The organism is Tsukamurella tyrosinosolvens (genome assembly GCF_900104775.1).
GTDB classification, from domain to species: domain Bacteria; phylum Actinomycetota; class Actinomycetes; order Mycobacteriales; family Mycobacteriaceae; genus Tsukamurella; species Tsukamurella tyrosinosolvens.
Genome location: NZ_FNSA01000003.1, coordinates 324,840 through 341,985, shown reverse-complemented (window position 1 = coordinate 341,985; position 17,146 = coordinate 324,840). Strand labels below are relative to the sequence as shown.

The window sequence follows — 17,146 nt, the reverse complement described above, 5'->3', positions numbered from 1 at the left end:
AACCCTATCGAACCGTGTCAAGCAATGTCGCCCCTATCCAGGAGTCGCCACCGGCCGTCGCCGAAGCGCCAGGTCTCGAAGGTCCCGTCGGGCCGCACCCGGTGGTAGACGTCGGCCACCCCGTCGGCGTCGAGATCGGTGAACACGGCGGTGCCCTGGGCGTCGGTGAGGGTGCCCGTGTCGACCAGTCCGTCGCCGTCCGTGTCCAGGGCGTGCACGTCGTACCAGCCGTCCTCGGCGTGCACCCAGAGCCCGCCGGGCGAGGGCTCGGCGGCGGGGACGGCACCGTCGAACAGGCCCGGGCCGAACGCGTCCGCGTCCGGCGCCCCGAACAGCCCGAAATCAGGGTCCATACTCATTGGACGCACCAGCCTCCCGATCGGTTCCCGGTCCGCGCGCGAGCCGCAGCGCGGCATCGGCCTCCGCGGCGACCAGCGCCGCCGCCAGCTCGAACTCGACGCGCTGCCGGAAGCCGGCCGCGGCGGCGTCCGCCCAGCTCCGGCGGTCCGCCCGGACGGTCGAGCGGCGGCGCACCCGCAGCAGCCACACCGCCGCGGCGAGTCCGACGGCGAGGCTGATCGGCAGGGCGAGCCAGCGCAGCGCGCCCAGCGCCTCGAGCGGCGCGGCCACGGCCCGGCCGATGCCGAGCCCGGCGGACGCACCCAGGATCAGCACCGCCAGGTCCTCGGGCCGGCGACGGTGCGCGGGCGCCTCCGGCGGGTCGGGTCGGGGAAGCACCGGCACCGCGGGCTCCGGCGGATCGGGCCAGCCCGCGAAGGTGCCGCGGTAGGCCGCGCACAGCTGCGCGTACAGCGAGCGTTCGAGCGCCACGGCGACGCCGGTGAGCCGCGGCCGCACGTCGGCGCCGGGCTCGTCCTCGTGGCGCCGGAAGCCCTCCGCGGAGTCGGCGAGCAGCGCGGCCCGCACCCGCGCGATCGTCGAGCGCAGGTAGGCCGAACGGTCCGCCCGCTCCAGCGCGGGGTTCGGCGGCGCGGCGGGCGGGCCGGCGGGCGCGAGGGGCCGCGCGGGGAGCGGGTCGGCGAGGGCGGCGCGCAGCGCGTCGAAGCCGCCGCCCGAGTCGGGCTGGACGCTCACCACGTCGCCGCCCAACACGCGCCCGGACGCTGCGAGGACGTCCGCGGCGTCGGGGTAGACGTCGGCGCCGGTGGCGGCGAGCACCGTCGGCAGGCCGGCGCGGAGGCGGCCGAGCGCGGCGGCGTCGACCGCATCGGCGGGGACGCAGGCGTCGAGGACGTAGACCAGCACGTCGTGCTCGCCGCGGTGCTCGCCGAGCGGGACCGGCACGCCGTCGGCGCCGACGGCCGCGGCGTCCCCGCCCAGCCGGTCGGCGACCGCGGCCGCGCCGGCCGGGTCCTGCCCGGCCACCAGGACCGTCACGACGCCCGCCCCAGCCGGTCCAGCAGCAGCTGCTCGGCCTCGTCGCGGCGCGCGCAGTCCGTCGCGGCGACGGCGCGCAGCGTGCGGTCGAACTCCGCCTCGCGGCGCGCCTCGTGGCCCTGCAGGGCGGCGGCGAGCGGCGACAGCAGCGCGTCGACGCCGCTCAGGTCGCGCAGGCTCGCCAGCAGCACGTCGTCGGGCATCGACGGGGTCTCGCGCAGTGCGCCCAGCGCGCAGGCCAGCCCGTAGCCGCCGAACCGGCGCAGCAACGGGGCGTCCTCGCCGAGCGCCTCCGCGGCGGCGAGCGCCGATTCCGGCAGCGCGAGCCCGGACTCCGCGAGGCGGCGGATCGCGGGCAGGTCGCCGGGGTCCACGCCGTCGAGCAGCGCCATCACCGCGATCACCGGTCGGCCCAGCACCTCGCCGAGGCGGGCGGCGTAGTCGTCGGCGGCGCGCCACGAGCCCGCGGCGTCGGCCTTCGTCCACGCGATCACCGGCGGTCCCGCGGGGTCGGCGCTCAGCCCCTCGATCGCGGCGCGGTCGGTGGCGCGCAGGCCCCCGGCGAAGCAGTACAGCGCCGCGTCGGCGGCGCCGTCGTCCTCGACCGTCTCGACGGCGCGCGCCCGCAGCGCCGCGCCCAGCACCGTCCTCCCGACGCCGGCGCGACCGAGCAGCCGCACCCGTGGCGCGCCGCGGCGCACGGACAGATCCCCCATGAGAGCCCCCGCTCCCGATCACCGCCCCCGCGGCGATCGCCTACCGGGAGGGTACGAGCGCCTCGTCGTCCTCGGTGGGCGATTGCTCCGATTCGTGTCGGCCGCCCGCGACGAAGACCGCGATCACGGCGCCGACCAGGCAGATCACCGCGGTCACGCCGAAGACCTCGCCGAACATCCGGCCGTAGGCCTCCTGCGTCTGCCGGAACACGGCGAGTCCGGTCTCGACGAAACTCCCCTGCGGCGCGATCGGCGGCATCGAGTCCATGATCGAGTTCAGGCGGTAGAAGCCGAAGGTGGTCAGCGCGGCCACGCCGATCAGCATGCCGCTCATCCGCGCCACGACGAGCAGCGCGGAGGCGATACCCGCCTGCGAGAGCGGCACCGCGCGCAGCGCCGCCGACGACAGCGGGCCGATCACCACTCCGAGCCCGAAGCCCGCGATCGCGAGCGAGGTGTCGAGCGCGGGGAGGAAACCGAGGTACTGGGCCGAGAGCACATCGGTCGGCCAGTTCGCGATGAGCACGTACCCGCCCGCGGCGACGACCAGCCCCACGACGGAAACGATCCGGTCACCGAACCGCGTCGCCAGGAAGCCGCCGAGGATCGCGCCGACCGGCAGGGCGAGCAGGAAGCGGACCAGCGTGAGCACGGCGGCGACCCCGTCGCGCTGCAGCACCATGCGGGCGTAGATCTCGATGTCGACCAGGGTCACCATGAGCGCCGCGCCGGCGCACACCGAGGCGGCGCAGGCGGCGAGGAAGGGCGTGACCCGCATGCCGGCGGTGTCGATGAGCTTGACCTGCGCGAATCTCTCCCAGAGCGCGAACAGGACGAACGCGATGGCGGCGCCGAGGAGCAGCCACGCCCCGTTCGGCGGCAGGATGTGCTCGCCGTCGGGCTCCGGGTTGTAGAGGCCGATCACGGAGAGCCCCAGCGCGACGGCCAGCAGCAGCCCGCCGACCACGTCGACCTTCTGCTTCGACACCGCCCGCTTCGGGACCGTCAGTTGCAGCAGCACCATCGCGAGGAGCGCGAGCGGCACGTTGATCCAGAAGACGACGCGCCAGGCGTCGTCGCGGGGCACCGAGGAGAAGTGGTTGTGCACCAGCGTCACGACGCCCACGCCCACGACGGGGCCGAGCACGCTGCCCAGCTCCTGCGCCGCGCCGACCCAGCCGAGCACGGCGGCCCGTCGGCGCGCGGACCAGAGGTCGGCGGCGAGGGCGAGCGTCACGGGCAGCAGTGCGCCGCTCGCGACGCCCTGGACCACGCGGCCCACGAGCACCTGGTCGAGCGCCGTGACGTCGAGGTCGAGCCCGGTCAGCGGAACATGGAAGGCGATCTCCACCGTGCCGGCGAGCGCCGTCACTACGGACCCGACGATGAACAGCGCCAGGCTGGCCTGCAGCACCAGCCGGCGGCCGAACCGGTCCGAGAGGCGGCCGAGGAGCGGCATCGCCGCGATGTAGCCCAGCAGGTACCAGGTGATGATCGGGGTGGCCAGCTGGATCCGGTTGATGGGGATCTCGACGCTGCGCATGATGTCCTCGAGCACCGAGACCACCACGTAGGTGTCGAGCGCGCCGAGAAGTACGGCCAGTCCCGCGGCGCCCATCGCGACGCCGCGGCCGCGCACGCGGCCCGGCGCGGCCGGCGCCGCGGTGACGGTCACTTCGCGGTCTTCGGGTCGAGCAGGGTGACCTTCTTGCCCCAGTCCGAGAGCGTGACCGTCAGCGTTCCGGAATCGAAGCCGACGTTCGCGCGGACGAGGTTGTTCGGCGCGGCCTCCTGCACCCAGAAGGTCAGCGGGCGGTCGCCGAGCGCGGCCTTGGGGACGATGCCGGCGAGCGCGGTGCCGGGGATGATGCCGGAGATGCGCACGGCCTCGGTGCCGCCGATCTGCTCGCGGCCCTCGACCTTGGGCTCGCGGACGGAGGAGATGAGGTTGGCGATGCCCTTGTTCGGGTCGAGGATGGCGGAGGCGTCGTAGATGGCGGAGGCGAGGCCCATGTCCTGGTACGACTGGCCGGCGCCGAACTGCGCCCACAGGTGGGCGTCGACGACCACGAACTTCGCCTTGACCTGGGTGCCGTTGAAGGTCACCTCGGCATCGCCCTGGCCGGAGACCTTGGGCTGGTTGGTCAGATACGCGGAGACGCTCTTGACGGGCAGGTTCGGCACGGTGCCCTCGACGGAGAGGTCCAGCTGCACGTCGTGCAGCTCGCGGGCGGCCTTCGACGAGGCGTCGATCAGGGTCTTGGCGTCGGGCAGCGGCGCGTCGTTGACCTTCTCCCCGTCGCTCTTCGAGCAAGCGGCCAGAAGGCCGACGACGGCGAGCAGGGCCACCACCGTGGAGGCGAGGCGGAGCGCCGTGTGGCGAGAGTTACGCACGATCATGCGGCCAATGCTAAGTCACAACCGTGAAGCTGGGACGATGGAGAGCGTGCCCCAGTCCCAGGATCCCCGCGCCGAGCACCGTCGGCTGTACCCCCGCGTGACCAGTTTCCGCTCCCGCCGCGCCGCCCTCACCCCCGCCCAGCAGCTGGCGATGGACACGGGCTGGGAGACCCTCGGCCGCGACATCCCTCCTGCGTCGCCGCTTCCCGACGGTGCGCCCGACGGCGCGCCCGGGACGTTCCCGGCACCGTCGCACCCGCTGGACGCGGAGGCCTGGTTCGGGCGGAAGGCCCCGCTCATCGTGGAGATCGGCTCCGGCACCGGAACGTCGACCTGGGCGATGGCGCAGGCCGAGCCGGAGAACGACGTCGTGGCCGTGGAGGTCTACCTGCCCGGCATCGCGCAGCTCGTGGGCGCGGTGCAGCGCGCGGAGCTGACGAACGTGCGGGTCGTGCGGGGCGACGGGGTCGCGATGCTCGAGGACATGATCGCGCCGGGCACCCTCACCGGCGTGCGCGTCTACTTCCCGGACCCGTGGCCGAAGGCCCGCCACCACAAGCGCCGGCTGCTCCAGCCGCGCATGTTCTCCCTGATCGCGGACCGTCTGCGTGTGGGAGGGATTCTGCACGTGGCTACTGATCATGCAGACTATGCAGAGGCGATTGCGGAGACCGCACCCTCGGAGCCGTTGCTGCGGCCCGTGGTGCTGCCGCCGCGGCTCGCCGACGCCGGGCTGCCGATCTCCGTCGACCGCCCGGTGACCAAGTTCCAGGACAAGGCCGCGCAGGTGGGCCGCGAGATCCACGAGTTCGTATGGGAGCGCGTGGAGGAAGGAGAGGTGCGGTGACTCCGCTCGACGCACCCACCGACCCGCAGCCCGACGCGGCCAAGCGCGTCCTGCTCGTCTGGGACGCGCCCAACCTCGACATGGGGCTCGGCTCGATCCTCGGCGGCCGCCCGACCGCCGCGCACCGCCCGCGCTTCGACGCGCTGGGCCGCTGGCTCCTGGAGTACACGGCCGGCCTGGAATCGGACACGGACACCCGGCTCGAGCCCGAGGCCACCGTCTTCACCAACATCGCGCCCGGCACCGCAGACGTGGTCCGCCCCTGGGTCGAGGCCCTGCGCAACGTGGGCTACGCGGTCTTCGCCAAGCCCAAGATCGACGACGACAGCGACGTCGACGAGGACATGCTCGATCACATCGACGTCCGGCGGTACTCGCCGGGCCTCGGTGGGCTCCTCGTCGCCTCCGCGGACGGCCAGGCCTTCCGCGAGCCGCTGGAGGAGATCTCCGCAAGCGGTGTACCGGTTACCGTCCTCGGGTTCCGCGAGCACGCCGCCTGGGCGCTGGCGTCCCCTACTCTGGAGTTCGTCGATCTCGAGGACATCGCCGGGGTGTTCCGCGAGCCGCTGCCACGGGTGAGCCTCGATTCGCTGCCCGACGAGGGTGCGTGGCTGCAGCCGTTCCGTCCCCTGTCCTCGCTACTTTCGAGCCGGGCCTAGCCCTAGAACCGGTTCACCGGAAAGGAATTTTCGCTTGTTCGCAGCTATAGGACGCTTCACGTACGCGTTCCGATACACGATCATCGCGGTCCTCTTCGTGTCCATCGCCGCGACCGGCGTCTGGGGCTTCCTCGGGCTGGGTGCCAAGACCAAGATGAACGGCCTCTACGACGAGGCCAGCGACTCCGTCGCCGCCGCCCAGGTCACCGATAAGGCGAACGGCCGCGAGATGCAGCCCGACATCCTGGTGCTGATCAAGCCCGCGGAGGGCAAGAAGATCTCCGACGCTGACGTCGAGAAGGCGGTCGCGAAGACCCGCGAGGACGTCCTCGCGAAGTTCGCGACGGGCGACGACGCCAAGCTGAACCCGGTCAACGAGAAGGACCCGCAGGAGAGCTCGCTCAGCTACACGATGTTCGCCCCGGGTGCGCCCCAGGCGAACGACGCGCTGTACAAGAAGTTCACCCGCACCGACGCCGACGGCGGCACGTGGGGCTTCTTCACGCTGCCGATGAAGTCGGCGGACGACACCCAGCGCGGCAAGGACTGGGTGTCGATCCAGCAGCCGCTCATGGAGATCCTGCGGTCGGAGGCGAACAAGCCGGTCTTCGAGGCTCAGGTGGCCGGACTCGTGCCCGTGACCTCGGAGGTCACCGAGGGTGTGCAGAAGGACCAGAAGAAGGCCGAGATCATCGCGCTGCCGCTGGTCGCGATCGTGCTCTTCTTCGTCTACGGCGGCATCGTCGCCGCGGTGCTGCCGATGATCATCGGTGTGCTCACCATCGGCGCCGCCATGGCGGTCGCCTCGGTGATGGCCGATTTCACGGACGTCAACCTGTTCGTCGGGCCGATCATCTCGCTGATCGGCCTGGGCATCGCCCACGACTACGGCCTGTTCATGGTGTCCCGGTTCAGAGAGGAACTGGACGAGGGGTACGACACACCCACGGCGGTCAGACGCACGGTCATGACCGCCGGCCGAACGATCATCATGTCGTCGCTGCTCATCGTCGGAGCCCTGGCCTGTCTCTACATCTCGCCGCTGGGCCTGCTCACGTCGATGGCCACGGGCGCGCTGCTCGGCGTCTTCATCGCCGCGATCCTGTCGCTGACCCTGCTTCCCGCGATGCTGGCGGTGCTCGGCCCGCGGGTCTTCGCGCTGAGCTTCCACTGGTTCCTCACCATCTTCGACAAGTGGAACCTGCCGCTCATCGGCGGCATCATCCACTGGGCCGCCGAGAAGACGGGCCGCGCGAAGACGAAGGCCAACATCGAGGCCGGCATGTGGGGCAAGGTGACCGACGCGGTCATGAAGCGCCCGAAGGCCGCGATCGTCGGCGTCGTGACGCTGCTGCTCGCGATCTGCATCCCCATCGTCGGCCTGCAGTTCGGCGGCATCTCGCAGACCTACCTGCCGCCGACCAACGAGACCCGGCAGGCGCAGGACCAGTTCCAGGAGCTGTTCCCGGACAATACCGGCCAACCGGTCAAGATCGTCTTCACCAACGCCAGCGACGAGCAGATCAAGCAGGTGCTCGACGAGGCGAACAAGATCCCCGGCTTCACGCACTCGAACCCCGCGGACCCGAACTCCGCGCGGTTCAGCGCGGCGACCGACGCCGTCTCCACCGCCAAGGGCACGACGGACAAGCTCGAGGTCCGCGGCCAGGAGGTCTCGGTGCGGACGTCCAACGGCAGCATGCAGGACCCGAACGACACCAAGGCCGTCGGCGAGGCGGTGACGGCACTGCGCGGCATCACGATGGACGGGGCCGACCCGGATAAGGGCGTCGGCTTCCTGGTCGGCGGCATGCCGGTGCTGCAGTACGACTCGATCGACTCGATGCTGAGCCTGCTGCCGATGCTCCTGCTGCTGCTGGTCGTGGTCACCACGTTGATGATGTTCCTGGCCTTCGGCTCGCTGACGCTGCCGATCAAGGCCGTGCTGATGTCGCTCCTGTCGCTGGGCTCCACGCTGGGCTTCCTGACCTGGATGTTCGTCGACGGCCACGGCGGCGACATCTTCAACTTCACCGGCGGCCCGATGATGGCGCCCGTCCTGGTGCTGGTGATCGCGGTGGTCTTCGGCCTCAGTACGGACTACGAGGTCTTCGTCATCTCCCGCATGATCGAGGAACGCGCGGGCGGTGCCACGACGAACCAGGCGATCCGCGCCGGCACGGCCAACACCGGCCGGATCATCACCGCGGCCGCCGTGCTGCTCGCGTGCGTCGCGGCGGCGTTCGCGACGTCCGACCTGGTGATGCTGAAATACGTCTCCTTCGGCCTGATGTTCGCGCTGCTCATCGACGCGACCGTCGTCCGCATGGTGCTCGTGCCCGCGGTGATGAAGCTGCTCGGCGACGATTCCTGGTGGGCTCCGCTGTGGATGCGCAAGATCCAGGAGGCCGTCGGCCTGGGCGAGACCTCGCTGCCCGCCGAGACCCGCGACGGCCGCCCGCTGTCGTCGGTCAAGCCCGCCACCGCGGGGCCGGGCAAGGCCGCGCCGGAGCTCGTCGGGGCCGGTGCCCCGGTCTCCGCCACGCGCGCGCCCGCGGCGCCCGAGGACGGCAGGCTCCACCCGCCGTCGAACCTGCCCGACGTGCGTCCGGCCCGGCCGACCCCGGTCGGCCCCGGCCCGCGTCGTCCCGGCCCGCCGCCCGGCTTCTCGGGTCGGCTGGAGCTGCCGCCGCGCCCGTCGGCGCCCACGCAGCGCCCGCCGCAGGATCCGCGCAGCTACCAGCAGCCGGTTCCGGGCCGCGGCCCGCAGCAGGCTCCCGGTCAGCCCTCGCGGCACCGTCAGGGTCCGCCCCCCGGCCCGCAGGGCCCCGGCGGCCCCCAGGGACCGCGCCCGAGCGGTCCGATCGGCCAGGGACCGAGCGGCCAGCTGCCGCGGCAGCAGCGGCCGGGTGGTCCGCAGGGCGGTCCGCAGGGTCCGCGCCAGCCGTACCCGCCGCGTCCGCAGGGGCCTCAGGGCCCGGGTGGGCCGCAGGGTCCGCGCCCGCAGGGCCCGACGGGTGAGGGACCGCGCCCCCAGCAGCGTCCCCCGCACCAGGACTGATCCCGCACGCCGACGAGCCCCGATCCCCCTCCCGGGATCGGGGCTCGTTCCGTTTTCATCACCGCGGGGCGGGGGCGGCGGTCGGCTCGCCGGAGTCAGCCCGACAGCGCGTCACCGAGAAGTGGCAGGAGGTTGTCCCGCAGCTGATGCCACTTCTGTTCCGTCCGCTCGGTGTCGGGGTCGCCCAATGCGGTGACGACCAGTCCGCGGATCGCGTCCTGACAGGTGACGATGACGCTCGTCAGTCGCTGCGGATCGGAAACGCCAGGCAGTGCAGCGATGACCTCTGCCGCTGCCTCGGCGATCCGGTCGCGCAGGAGGTTGCTGTGGGCGGAGACGGCACGGTTCGTGCGACCGGCGACCCACAGTTCGATGCCCGCGGCCGACGTCGCTGTCTGGTTCCCCGCCCACATCACGTCCAGGACCATCGTCGCCGTGAGCGGCATCTCCGCCGGAAGACCGAGCACCATCTCCCGCATGAGGGAGATCTGCTGTCGAACGACGTGCTCCACCGCAGCGACGATGAGGGCGTCGCGCGTGGGGAAGTGGTGGGCCAATGCACCTCGAGTCAGCCCGGCGCGTTCGACGACACGGTTGGTGGAGGTGCCGGCGTAGCCGTGATCGATGAGGCAGTCGACGGTCGCCTCCAGGAGTGCCGTTCGGGTCGCCTCGGTCCGCTCCTTCTGGGTTCGTCTGGCGGGCGGCATCGCGCTCATTGCGGCAACGGTACCGGCCGTACGCACCGCCCCGACGGCTTCGTCGAATGTGGATTCCTCTGATGAGCAACTTACAGGCAGATCTGCATGTAAATTTCCCCTCGGCCCCGTTTGGGGCCCTCGCCGAACTCCGGAGGAAGCACCGCAATGACTGTTCTGGGCCGACTCGTCGCCGTCGCAGTAGCCGCCGCCTGCATCGTCTCCGGTGGCCTGACAACGGCGACCGCCGCGCCCAGGAGCGCGTGGCTGTGCCGCCCGGACCTGGCCCAGGATCCGTGCCACTCCCCCATGGACACGACCGATCTGGCGAACGGGCGCGTTGTCACACCGCCCGTCGGCTCGTCCCGCGACAAGGTCGACTGCTTCTTCGTCTACCCGACGGTGAGCAACCAGATCGTCGGCAATGCCACGGCGACGCCGGATCCCGAGGTCCGATCGATCGCGGAGTTCCAGGTGGCGCGGTTCTCGAACGCGTGCCGCGTCTACGCCCCGCTCTACCGCCAGGTGGCCGTCCCGGGGTTCCTCGCACAGATGGCAGGGCCGATCCTGCCACCAGAACTCGCGAATCCTGTCGAGCGCGGCTACGACGACGTGGTCCGCGCGTGGAAGGAGTATCTCGCGCGCGACAACCGGGGTCGGGCGGTGATCTTCATCGGGCATTCGCAAGGCACCCTCATGCTGCGCAAACTGATCCGGGAGCACGTGGACGGGAATCAGGCCGTGCGCGCCAGAGTCGCGGGCGCGTTCCTCATCGGCGGCAACGTCACGGTCGCACCGGGACGAACGACGGGCGGCGACTTCGACAACATCCCGATCTGCACCCGCACGGGCCAGAGCCGGTGCGTCGTCGCCTACTCCACCGACTTCGTCACGCCAGCGTTGTCACTGTTCGGCAATTCCGATGTCGACCTGCTCTCACGCCTGTGGGGCCTACGACACGGCCCCGCCTACCGAGTGGCCTGCGTCGATCCCGCTGTCATCGCCGGTGACGACCGACCGCAACCGATCACCGTGCCCAGCAAGCCCTACGCCCCCGGCGTCATCAAGCTCGCGATGGGAATCACGACCTTTCCCAGCGCGATGCCCACGAGCCGTTCGACCTGGACGCAGAGCGCACAGCGCGGCACCAGCCGCTGCAGCGACTCAGGCGGCTACCGCCTCCTGCACGTGAACGTGCCTGGAGCCAACGGGATCCCCCTCGTCGGCACCCACGTTCTCGACATGAACTACGGCCTCGATCGCCTGGTCGCGATCGCCGCGGCGCAGGGCGAAGACTGGCGGTCGTGACGGCCCGCGATCCGGACGTGGAGGTCGACGAGACCTGATCCACCGCTCTCACGCCAGCAGCGGCGCCAGCCGGTCCGCATGGCCCCGCAGCGCCTCGACCTGCTTGAGCATGACGGGCGCGTGCTCCGCCTGCCCGGACAGGGCGAGCGCGGCGACGAGCGCGCCGTCGCGCGACCGGATCGGCACGGCGACGCACGCGGTGTCCTCCCGCATCTCGCCGACCTGGGCGGCGTGACCGTTCGCCCGGACCGCGTCGAGCTCGCGCCGCAGCGCGTCGGCGGCGGTCACGGTCCTGCCCGTCAGCGCGCGCAGCGCGGGGCGCTCCTCCGCGAGCCCGTCCCGCTCGGCGAGCAGCAGTTTTCCGACGGCGCAGGCGTACAGGTGGTCGTTGAGGAAGCGCTCGGACTCCTGCGGCGGGTACTCCGGATCCAGGTCCGCGGCGCGCACGCCGCTGCCGGTGACGTAGAACAGCTGGACGCCGAAGCGCACGGACAGGCGGGCCTCGGCGAGCACGTCGCGGGCGGCCGCGCACACCGACGGCGCGACCGCCGCGTCGAGGATGACGCCGAGCCGGCGGCCGAGCGCGAAACCCGAGAGGTCCGGGACGCGCACGATGTAGCCCTCGCCCACGAGGATGGTGAGCAGCCGGTAGGTGGTGGCCGACGGCATTCCCAGCCGGGCCGTGATCTCCTTGGCGGTGATGCCCTCGCCCCCGCGCGCGACCTCCTCTAGCACCCGCAGCGCGCTGATGACGGCCTTCGGCTGCCGCCCGGACAGAGCGTTCTCGCGCGCCGTCACCGTCGCACCGCCCAGGGCGGGGAGGGCCCGAGGAGGTCCGCCTCGGTGGTCTCGTCGTAGACCCCGATCCGCTGCGCGATGGCCGGACGGGGCCGGATCCGGACCAGGTGCACGAGGGCGCCGGCCGCCATGATCGCCAGGTACACCGCGGTGGAGGTGCCCTCGGCGCGGCCCCACGAGGTGACGGCCACCCAGACGATGAGCCCCACCAGGCACGCGGCGGTGACGGTCCCGACCACGGTGGCCCCGCGGGTGGATTCGCCGATCCGCCGCAGGAACACCGGCGTCGCGACGCACACCAGCACGTACGCGACGATGTAGCCGTGCGCGGAGACCGCGAGCAGCCCGACGAGCGTCGCGCGGCTCGACCCGCTCACGAGCAGGCACAGCACGGGGACCGCGACGATCAGCGGCATCGTCGTCAGCAGCGCCGCGGCCGGTGTCCCGAACCGGCGGTGCGTGCGGCCCAGCCCGGGGAACACGCCCTCCCGCCCCATCGCGAAGAGCGTGCGCGAGAGCGCGGTGACGGAGCCGAGGACGCAGGCGAACCAGGACGCGGCGATCCCGGCCTCCATCAGGGCGGCGAGCACCGACGAGCCGCCGCCGAGCCGGTCCGGGAGGGTCAGCACGACGCGCAGCGAGTCCGTGCCCAGCCGCGCGGACTCGGGCAACTGCAGCACCGCGGCGAACAGGTACAGAACGCCGACGACGACCGGCGTCCACCGGATCGCGCGGGTGACGGTGACGAACGGGTGCCGGGCCTCCCGCGCGACGGTACCGGCGCTCTCGAAACCGACGAAGGCCGTGATCGCGAGGAGCACGGCGAAGCCCGCGGCGCCCGGGCCCGACGGTGCGCTCGGCGCCCCGCCGCCCGCGGCCCCGCCGCCCGCCGCGAAGGCCACGACGAGCACCGCCGACGCGGCGAGGATGGCGAAGACCTCGATCGCGAGCATGATCCGCGCGGAGAGCTGCACGCCGCGCAGCATGAGCAGCAGCGCGACGACCCCCGCCGCCGCGGACAGCGCGACGACGGTGGGCGTGCCCTGCGGCACCCCGGTCCGGCCGAGGAGCGCGGCCAGGTAGCTCCCCGCGCCGACGAGGCTCGCCATCGCTGCGGCGCCGTAGCCCACGAGCAACGACCATCCCGCGGCGAAGCCGGTCGTCGGGCCGAGTCCCTTGACGGTGTAGCTGTACAGCCCGCTCACGGCGGCCATGCGCGTCGCGAACTCGCGGATGCAGTAGCCCACCGCGGCGACGAGGAGCGTCGCGACCACGAAGACCGCGATCACGCCGCGGCCGACCTGCGCCATCACCAGCACCGGCAGTGTGACCATCACCGCGGAGGGGGCGACCGCGGAGACGGATTGCGCGAGCACCTGGACCTGTGTCAGGCGTCCCCGCGGCAGGCCGACGACCGGCGACCTCGCTCTGATGCCCGACGACTCCGCCATGCCACACCTGCTCTCCGGAACCCTGCGTGCACGCTAGCCGACGGCGCACCCGTTCGCGTCGAATCCCGATGAACTTCTTCGGGTCTCGAATGAGAATCCGGTCCGCGACGAGGGACGCCCGAGAACGGTCCGGGATGCCGCCGGACGGCGTGACGTGGCGCGATGTCCGCGGTTCGAATGAGAATCGCCCCGCTCGCGACTCCCGGTTCGAATGAGAATGCGCCGCAGCCGGATTCCCACCCGCGAAAAGCAGTGACACGCGCCACATCCCGTGCCTATGGTGAGTCCGGTGCGACCCCCTGGAGTCGCGGCTTCCAGGCCGACAGGGATTGCTGCGCACCGTCTTTCAACCATCGCAGGAGAGGACCCGGGTCATGTCGACGCCGTCCGAGGCCGCCGCCCCGCACCGCCTGTCCGGCGGCCTGGGCGCCGGGGCCATCGTCTTCATGGTCGTCGCGGCCGCCGCGCCGCTGACCGTGATCGCCGGGACGGTGCCGCTGGGCATCTCCGCCGGCAACGGCGCCGCCTATCCGGCGTCGTACCTCGTGTGCACGGTGATCCTGCTGTTCTTCGCCGTCGGCTTCACGGCGATGTCGCGGCGCGTGCCCGGCGCCGGCGCCTTCTACACGTACATCACGCACGGCCTGGGACGCCATGTCGGCCTCGGCGCCGCGTTCCTCGCGCTGCTCACCTACACCGCGGTGCAGGGCGCCGTGTACGGCTACATCGGCGCGGCGATCGACGTCTTCGTCGCGGGGCACGGCGGGCCGTCGGTGCCCTGGTATTTGTGGTCGCTCGCGATGATGGCGGTGGTGGGGCTCCTCGGCTACCGCCACATCGACCTGTCCGGCAAGGTGCTGGGTGTCCTGCTGGTCTGCGAGGTCGGGATCGTCCTCGCGATCGACGCTGCGGTCCTGGTGTCGGGCGGGGAGTCGGGGCCGTCGACGGCCGCGCTGCACCCCGCGGCCTTCCTGGCGGGTGCCCCCGGCGTCGCCCTGATCTTCGCGGTCGCCGGCTACATCGGCTTCGAGGCCACCGCCGTCTTCCGCGACGAGGCGCGCGATCCCGCCCGCACCATTCCCCGGGCGACGTACCTGGCGCTGCTCGTGATCGGCGGCTTCTACGCCCTCTCCAGCTGGTCGGTCGTCACCGCCTGGGGCGACGACGGTGCCGTCGCGCTCGCCGGTGCGAACCCCGAGGGCATGGTGGTGGAGACGGCGGTGCGCTACCTCGGCTCCGCCGCGGGGGACCTCGTCGAGATCCTCCTCATCACGAGCCTGTTCGCGGCGCTGCTCTCCTTTCACAACGTGCTCGCGCGCTACATCTTCTCGCTGGGCAACAGCGCCGCGCTGCCGTCGGGGTGCGGCCGCTCGCACGTGCGGCACTCCTCGCCCCACGTCGCGTCGGTCGTGCAGACGGTGTCCGCGCTGGTCCTGGTCGTCGTCTCGGCGGCGGTGGGCCTCGACCCCGTGACCGAGGTCTTCGCCTGGTTCGCCGGGATCGCGTCGGTCGGCGTGGTCGCCCTGATGACGCTGACGTCGATCGCGGTGCTCGTCTACTTCCGGCGGAACGCCGTCGACGACCGCCGCTGGAACACCCTGATCGCACCGGCTCTCGGCTTCGCGGGCCTCGCCGTCCTGTTGGCCATGACCGTCGCGAACATGCCCCTCCTGGTGGGCGGTTCCCGCCCGCTGGCCGCCGTCGTCGGGACGCTCCTGGTGGGCGTCTTCCTGGGCGGCGTCGCCATGGCGCTCCTGCGCCCCGCGGCGGCCCGGCCCCGCACCTCCCCGCCGTCCGGCGGAACAGCAATCACCCCCGAAGAACCCGAGAAGGAGATCGCACGATGAGTACCACCCTCGACCCGACGGACACCGGCGTATCGACGGCCGCGATCCCGGTCACGCACCCGCTGGTCCCGCTGCAGGCGGCCGAGATCCGCACCGTCAAGCAGGTTCTCGGCGATGCCGGCCTGCTCGGCGAGACCGTCCGGTTCGTCTACGTCGGCCTGGAGGAGCCGCACAAGCAGGTGGTCCTCTCCTTCACGGCGGGCGACCCGATCGAGCGCCGCGCCCGCGTGATGCTGCTCGACCGCGCCACCGGCGCCGGCTCCGACCACGTCGTCTCGATCACCGAGCGTGCCGTCGTCGGCTCGGTGCAGCTGGATTCCCGCACGCAGGGCCAGGTCCCGATCATCGATGAGGAGTTCGAGGACATCGAGAAGTACCTCCTCGACAGCGCCGAGTGGATCGCGGCGATGAGCAGTCGCGGCATCGATCCCGCGAAGGTCCGCGCGGTCCCCCTGTCCGCGGGCGTCTTCGGCCACGAGGACGAGGTGGGCCACCGGCTGTGCCGCGTGCTCGCCTTCCACCAGGACGACGGTGCCGACCTCCCCTGGGCGCACCCCATCGACGGTGTCGTCGCGTACGTCGACCTCACCGAGGGCCGCGTGACGAAGGTGATCGACGAGATCGAGCTGCCGGTCCCCGCGGATCGCGGCGAGTGGGACGCGGCGCCGCACGGAACGCCCGCGCCGCGCACCGACCTCAAGCCCATCGAGATCACGCAGCCGGAGGGCCCGAGCTACAGCATCGACGGCAACGAGATCACCTGGGCGGACTGGACGTTCCGGTTCGGCTTCGACGTGCGCGAGGGCCTGACCCTGCACACGCTCTCCGTCGCCGACGGCGGCGTGCAGCGCCCCGTCGTGTACCGCGCGTCGATCGCCGAGATGGTGGTGCCGTACGCCGATCCCTCGCCGGTCCGCTACTGGCAGAACTACTTCGACCAGGGCGAGTACCTGTTCGGGCGGTACACCAACGCGCTGGAGCTGGGCTGCGACTGCCTCGGCGAGATCCAGTACTTCGACGCCGTCATCGCCGACGAGCAGGGCGAGCCGCGCGTGATGAAGAACGCGATCTGCATGCACGAGGAGGACTTCGGCGTGCTGTGGAAGCACACCGACATGTTCAACGGCATGGCCGAGACCCGCCGCTCGCGCCGCCTGGTGATCTCGTTCTTCCTCACCATCGGCAACTACGACTACGGCTTCTACTGGTACCTCTACCTGGACGGCACGATCGAGCTGGAAGCCAAGGCCACGGGCATCGTCTTCAGTTCGGCCTACCGGGGCCCCGAGGGCTTCTCCACCGAGATGGCGCCGGGCCTGGGCGCCCCCTTCCACCAGCACATGTTCTCGGCCCGCCTCGACATGGCGGTGGACGGCACCACGAACACGGTGTCGGAGGTCGACGCCGTGCGCGTGCCGATGGGCCCGGAGAACCCGTGGGGCAACGCCTTCCGGCAGCAGAAGACGGTGCTCGCCACCGAGGCCGAGGGCGCCCGCCTCGCGGACAACCTCAAGGCCCGGGTGTGGCACGTGACCAACCCGAACAAGAAGAACTACCTGGGCCAGGAGGTGGGGTACGCGTTGCACCCCGAGGGGCAGCCGGCGCTGCTCGCGGACCCGTCGAGCTCGATCGCCGCGCGCGCCGCGTTCGCGACCAAGCACCTGTGGGTCACCCGGTACGACGAGGCGCAGCGCTACCCGTCGGGCGACTACGTCAACCAGAACCCCGGCGACGCGGGGCTGCCGTCGTACATCGCGGGGAACCGGCCGATCGAGGGCGAGGACGTGGTCCTCTGGCACACCTTCGGGCTGACGCACTTCCCGCGCCCGGAGGACTGGCCCGTGATGCCGGTGGACTACGCGGGCTTCAAGCTCAAGCCGGTCGGCTTCTTCGACCGCAATCCCGCGCTCGACGTGCCGTCGGGCACGAAGAAGTCGCACTGCTGCAGCGGCGACTGATCGCGAGA

The 17,146-nt window shown here is 71.9% G+C and carries 14 protein-coding genes; 6 read left to right on the top strand and 8 right to left on the bottom strand.

Annotated elements, in window-relative coordinates; genetic code table 11:
* Positions 1–17 precede the first annotated feature (17 nt).
* From BLW32_RS03050 to BLW32_RS03030, 5 genes are read right to left on the bottom strand one after another with little or no spacing between them, the layout of a single operon-like run.
* Positions 18–353 carry a DUF6802 family protein gene (locus tag BLW32_RS03050; RefSeq protein ID WP_068740618.1) on the bottom strand — a complete coding sequence of 112 codons (336 nt, stop codon included), beginning with the start codon at positions 351–353 and terminating at the stop codon, positions 18–20.
* Positions 343–1,398 (bottom strand): hypothetical protein, encoded by a 1,056-nt coding sequence (locus BLW32_RS03045; protein WP_068740617.1) that lies wholly within the window; start codon positions 1,396–1,398, stop codon positions 343–345. The genes BLW32_RS03050 and BLW32_RS03045 overlap by 11 nt, the downstream gene beginning before the upstream one ends.
* Positions 1,395–2,114, bottom strand: coding sequence for a hypothetical protein (locus tag BLW32_RS03040; RefSeq protein WP_068523472.1), 720 nt, complete (start codon positions 2,112–2,114; stop codon positions 1,395–1,397). The genes BLW32_RS03045 and BLW32_RS03040 overlap by 4 nt, the downstream gene beginning before the upstream one ends.
* 40 nt (positions 2,115–2,154) lie before the next feature.
* A complete protein-coding gene (locus BLW32_RS03035; protein WP_068523471.1) occupies positions 2,155–3,789 on the bottom strand; it encodes an MFS transporter in 1,635 nt (544 codons plus the stop codon).
* Positions 3,786–4,514, bottom strand: coding sequence for an LppX_LprAFG lipoprotein (locus tag BLW32_RS03030; RefSeq protein ID WP_068740616.1), 729 nt, complete (start codon positions 4,512–4,514; stop codon positions 3,786–3,788). The genes BLW32_RS03035 and BLW32_RS03030 overlap by 4 nt, the downstream gene beginning before the upstream one ends.
* A gap of 37 nt (positions 4,515–4,551) precedes the next feature.
* Between BLW32_RS03030 and trmB the strand changes: the two genes are divergently transcribed.
* The 3 genes from trmB to BLW32_RS28285 are packed head-to-tail and all read left to right on the top strand — an operon-like array spanning position 4,552 to position 9,081.
* A complete protein-coding gene (trmB, locus tag BLW32_RS03025; RefSeq protein WP_225535846.1) occupies positions 4,552–5,361 on the top strand; it encodes a tRNA (guanosine(46)-N7)-methyltransferase TrmB in 810 nt (269 codons plus the stop codon).
* Positions 5,358–6,020 (top strand): NYN domain-containing protein, encoded by a 663-nt coding sequence (locus BLW32_RS03020; protein ID WP_068523468.1) that lies wholly within the window; start codon positions 5,358–5,360, stop codon positions 6,018–6,020. Before trmB ends, BLW32_RS03020 begins: the two co-directional genes overlap by 4 nt.
* 34 nt (positions 6,021–6,054) lie before the next feature.
* Positions 6,055–9,081 (top strand): MMPL family transporter, encoded by a 3,027-nt coding sequence (locus BLW32_RS28285; RefSeq protein ID WP_068523467.1) that lies wholly within the window; start codon positions 6,055–6,057, stop codon positions 9,079–9,081.
* A 95-nt stretch (positions 9,082–9,176) separates the two neighbouring features.
* On the opposite strand, the gene BLW32_RS03010 is transcribed toward BLW32_RS28285, so the two are convergent.
* The gene (locus BLW32_RS03010) at positions 9,177–9,797 is read right to left on the bottom strand and encodes a TetR/AcrR family transcriptional regulator (RefSeq protein ID WP_068740615.1); all 621 of its coding nucleotides are present in this window, start codon (positions 9,795–9,797) and stop codon (positions 9,177–9,179) included.
* Positions 9,798–9,944: 147 nt separating this feature from the next.
* Here BLW32_RS03010 and BLW32_RS03005 point away from each other — a divergent pair, with 147 nt between their 5' ends.
* Positions 9,945–11,084 carry a DUF3089 domain-containing protein gene (locus BLW32_RS03005; protein ID WP_068740614.1) on the top strand — a complete coding sequence of 380 codons (1,140 nt, stop codon included), beginning with the start codon at positions 9,945–9,947 and terminating at the stop codon, positions 11,082–11,084.
* A gap of 48 nt (positions 11,085–11,132) precedes the next feature.
* On the opposite strand, the gene BLW32_RS03000 is transcribed toward BLW32_RS03005, so the two are convergent.
* Together BLW32_RS03000 and BLW32_RS02995 are read right to left on the bottom strand one after the other, a co-directional pair.
* A complete protein-coding gene (locus tag BLW32_RS03000; RefSeq protein WP_068740613.1) occupies positions 11,133–11,882 on the bottom strand; it encodes an IclR family transcriptional regulator in 750 nt (249 codons plus the stop codon).
* Positions 11,879–13,333: an APC family permease gene (locus BLW32_RS02995; RefSeq protein ID WP_068740612.1), complete on the bottom strand. Its 1,455-nt coding sequence runs from the start codon at positions 13,331–13,333 to the stop codon at positions 11,879–11,881. The genes BLW32_RS03000 and BLW32_RS02995 overlap by 4 nt, the downstream gene beginning before the upstream one ends.
* A gap of 374 nt (positions 13,334–13,707) precedes the next feature.
* On the opposite strand from BLW32_RS02995, the gene BLW32_RS02990 reads away from it, so the two are divergent.
* Positions 13,708–15,180 (top strand): APC family permease, encoded by a 1,473-nt coding sequence (locus BLW32_RS02990; protein ID WP_068740611.1) that lies wholly within the window; start codon positions 13,708–13,710, stop codon positions 15,178–15,180.
* Complete coding sequence (locus tag BLW32_RS02985; protein ID WP_068740610.1) at positions 15,177–17,138, top strand: primary-amine oxidase; 1,962 nt, start codon at positions 15,177–15,179, stop codon at positions 17,136–17,138. Before BLW32_RS02990 ends, BLW32_RS02985 begins: the two co-directional genes overlap by 4 nt.
* Positions 17,139–17,146: the final 8 nt, after the last annotated feature.

Excerpts from the sequence above, each read along its gene's own strand:
- BLW32_RS03050 (WP_068740618.1), bottom strand. The coding sequence starts at position 353 with ATGGACCCTGATTTCGGGCTGTTCGGGGCGCCGGACGCGGACGCGTTC.
- BLW32_RS03040 (WP_068523472.1), bottom strand. The coding sequence starts at position 2,114 with ATGGGGGATCTGTCCGTGCGCCGCGGCGCGCCACGGGTGCGGCTGCTC.
- BLW32_RS03030 (WP_068740616.1), bottom strand. The coding sequence starts at position 4,514 with ATGATCGTGCGTAACTCTCGCCACACGGCGCTCCGCCTCGCCTCCACG.
- trmB (WP_225535846.1), top strand. The coding sequence starts at position 4,552 with ATGGAGAGCGTGCCCCAGTCCCAGGATCCCCGCGCCGAGCACCGTCGG.
- BLW32_RS03010 (WP_068740615.1), bottom strand. The coding sequence starts at position 9,797 with ATGAGCGCGATGCCGCCCGCCAGACGAACCCAGAAGGAGCGGACCGAG.
- BLW32_RS03005 (WP_068740614.1), top strand. The coding sequence starts at position 9,945 with ATGACTGTTCTGGGCCGACTCGTCGCCGTCGCAGTAGCCGCCGCCTGC.
- BLW32_RS02995 (WP_068740612.1), bottom strand. The coding sequence starts at position 13,333 with ATGGCGGAGTCGTCGGGCATCAGAGCGAGGTCGCCGGTCGTCGGCCTG.
- BLW32_RS02990 (WP_068740611.1), top strand. The coding sequence starts at position 13,708 with ATGTCGACGCCGTCCGAGGCCGCCGCCCCGCACCGCCTGTCCGGCGGC.
- BLW32_RS02985 (WP_068740610.1), top strand. The coding sequence starts at position 15,177 with ATGAGTACCACCCTCGACCCGACGGACACCGGCGTATCGACGGCCGCG.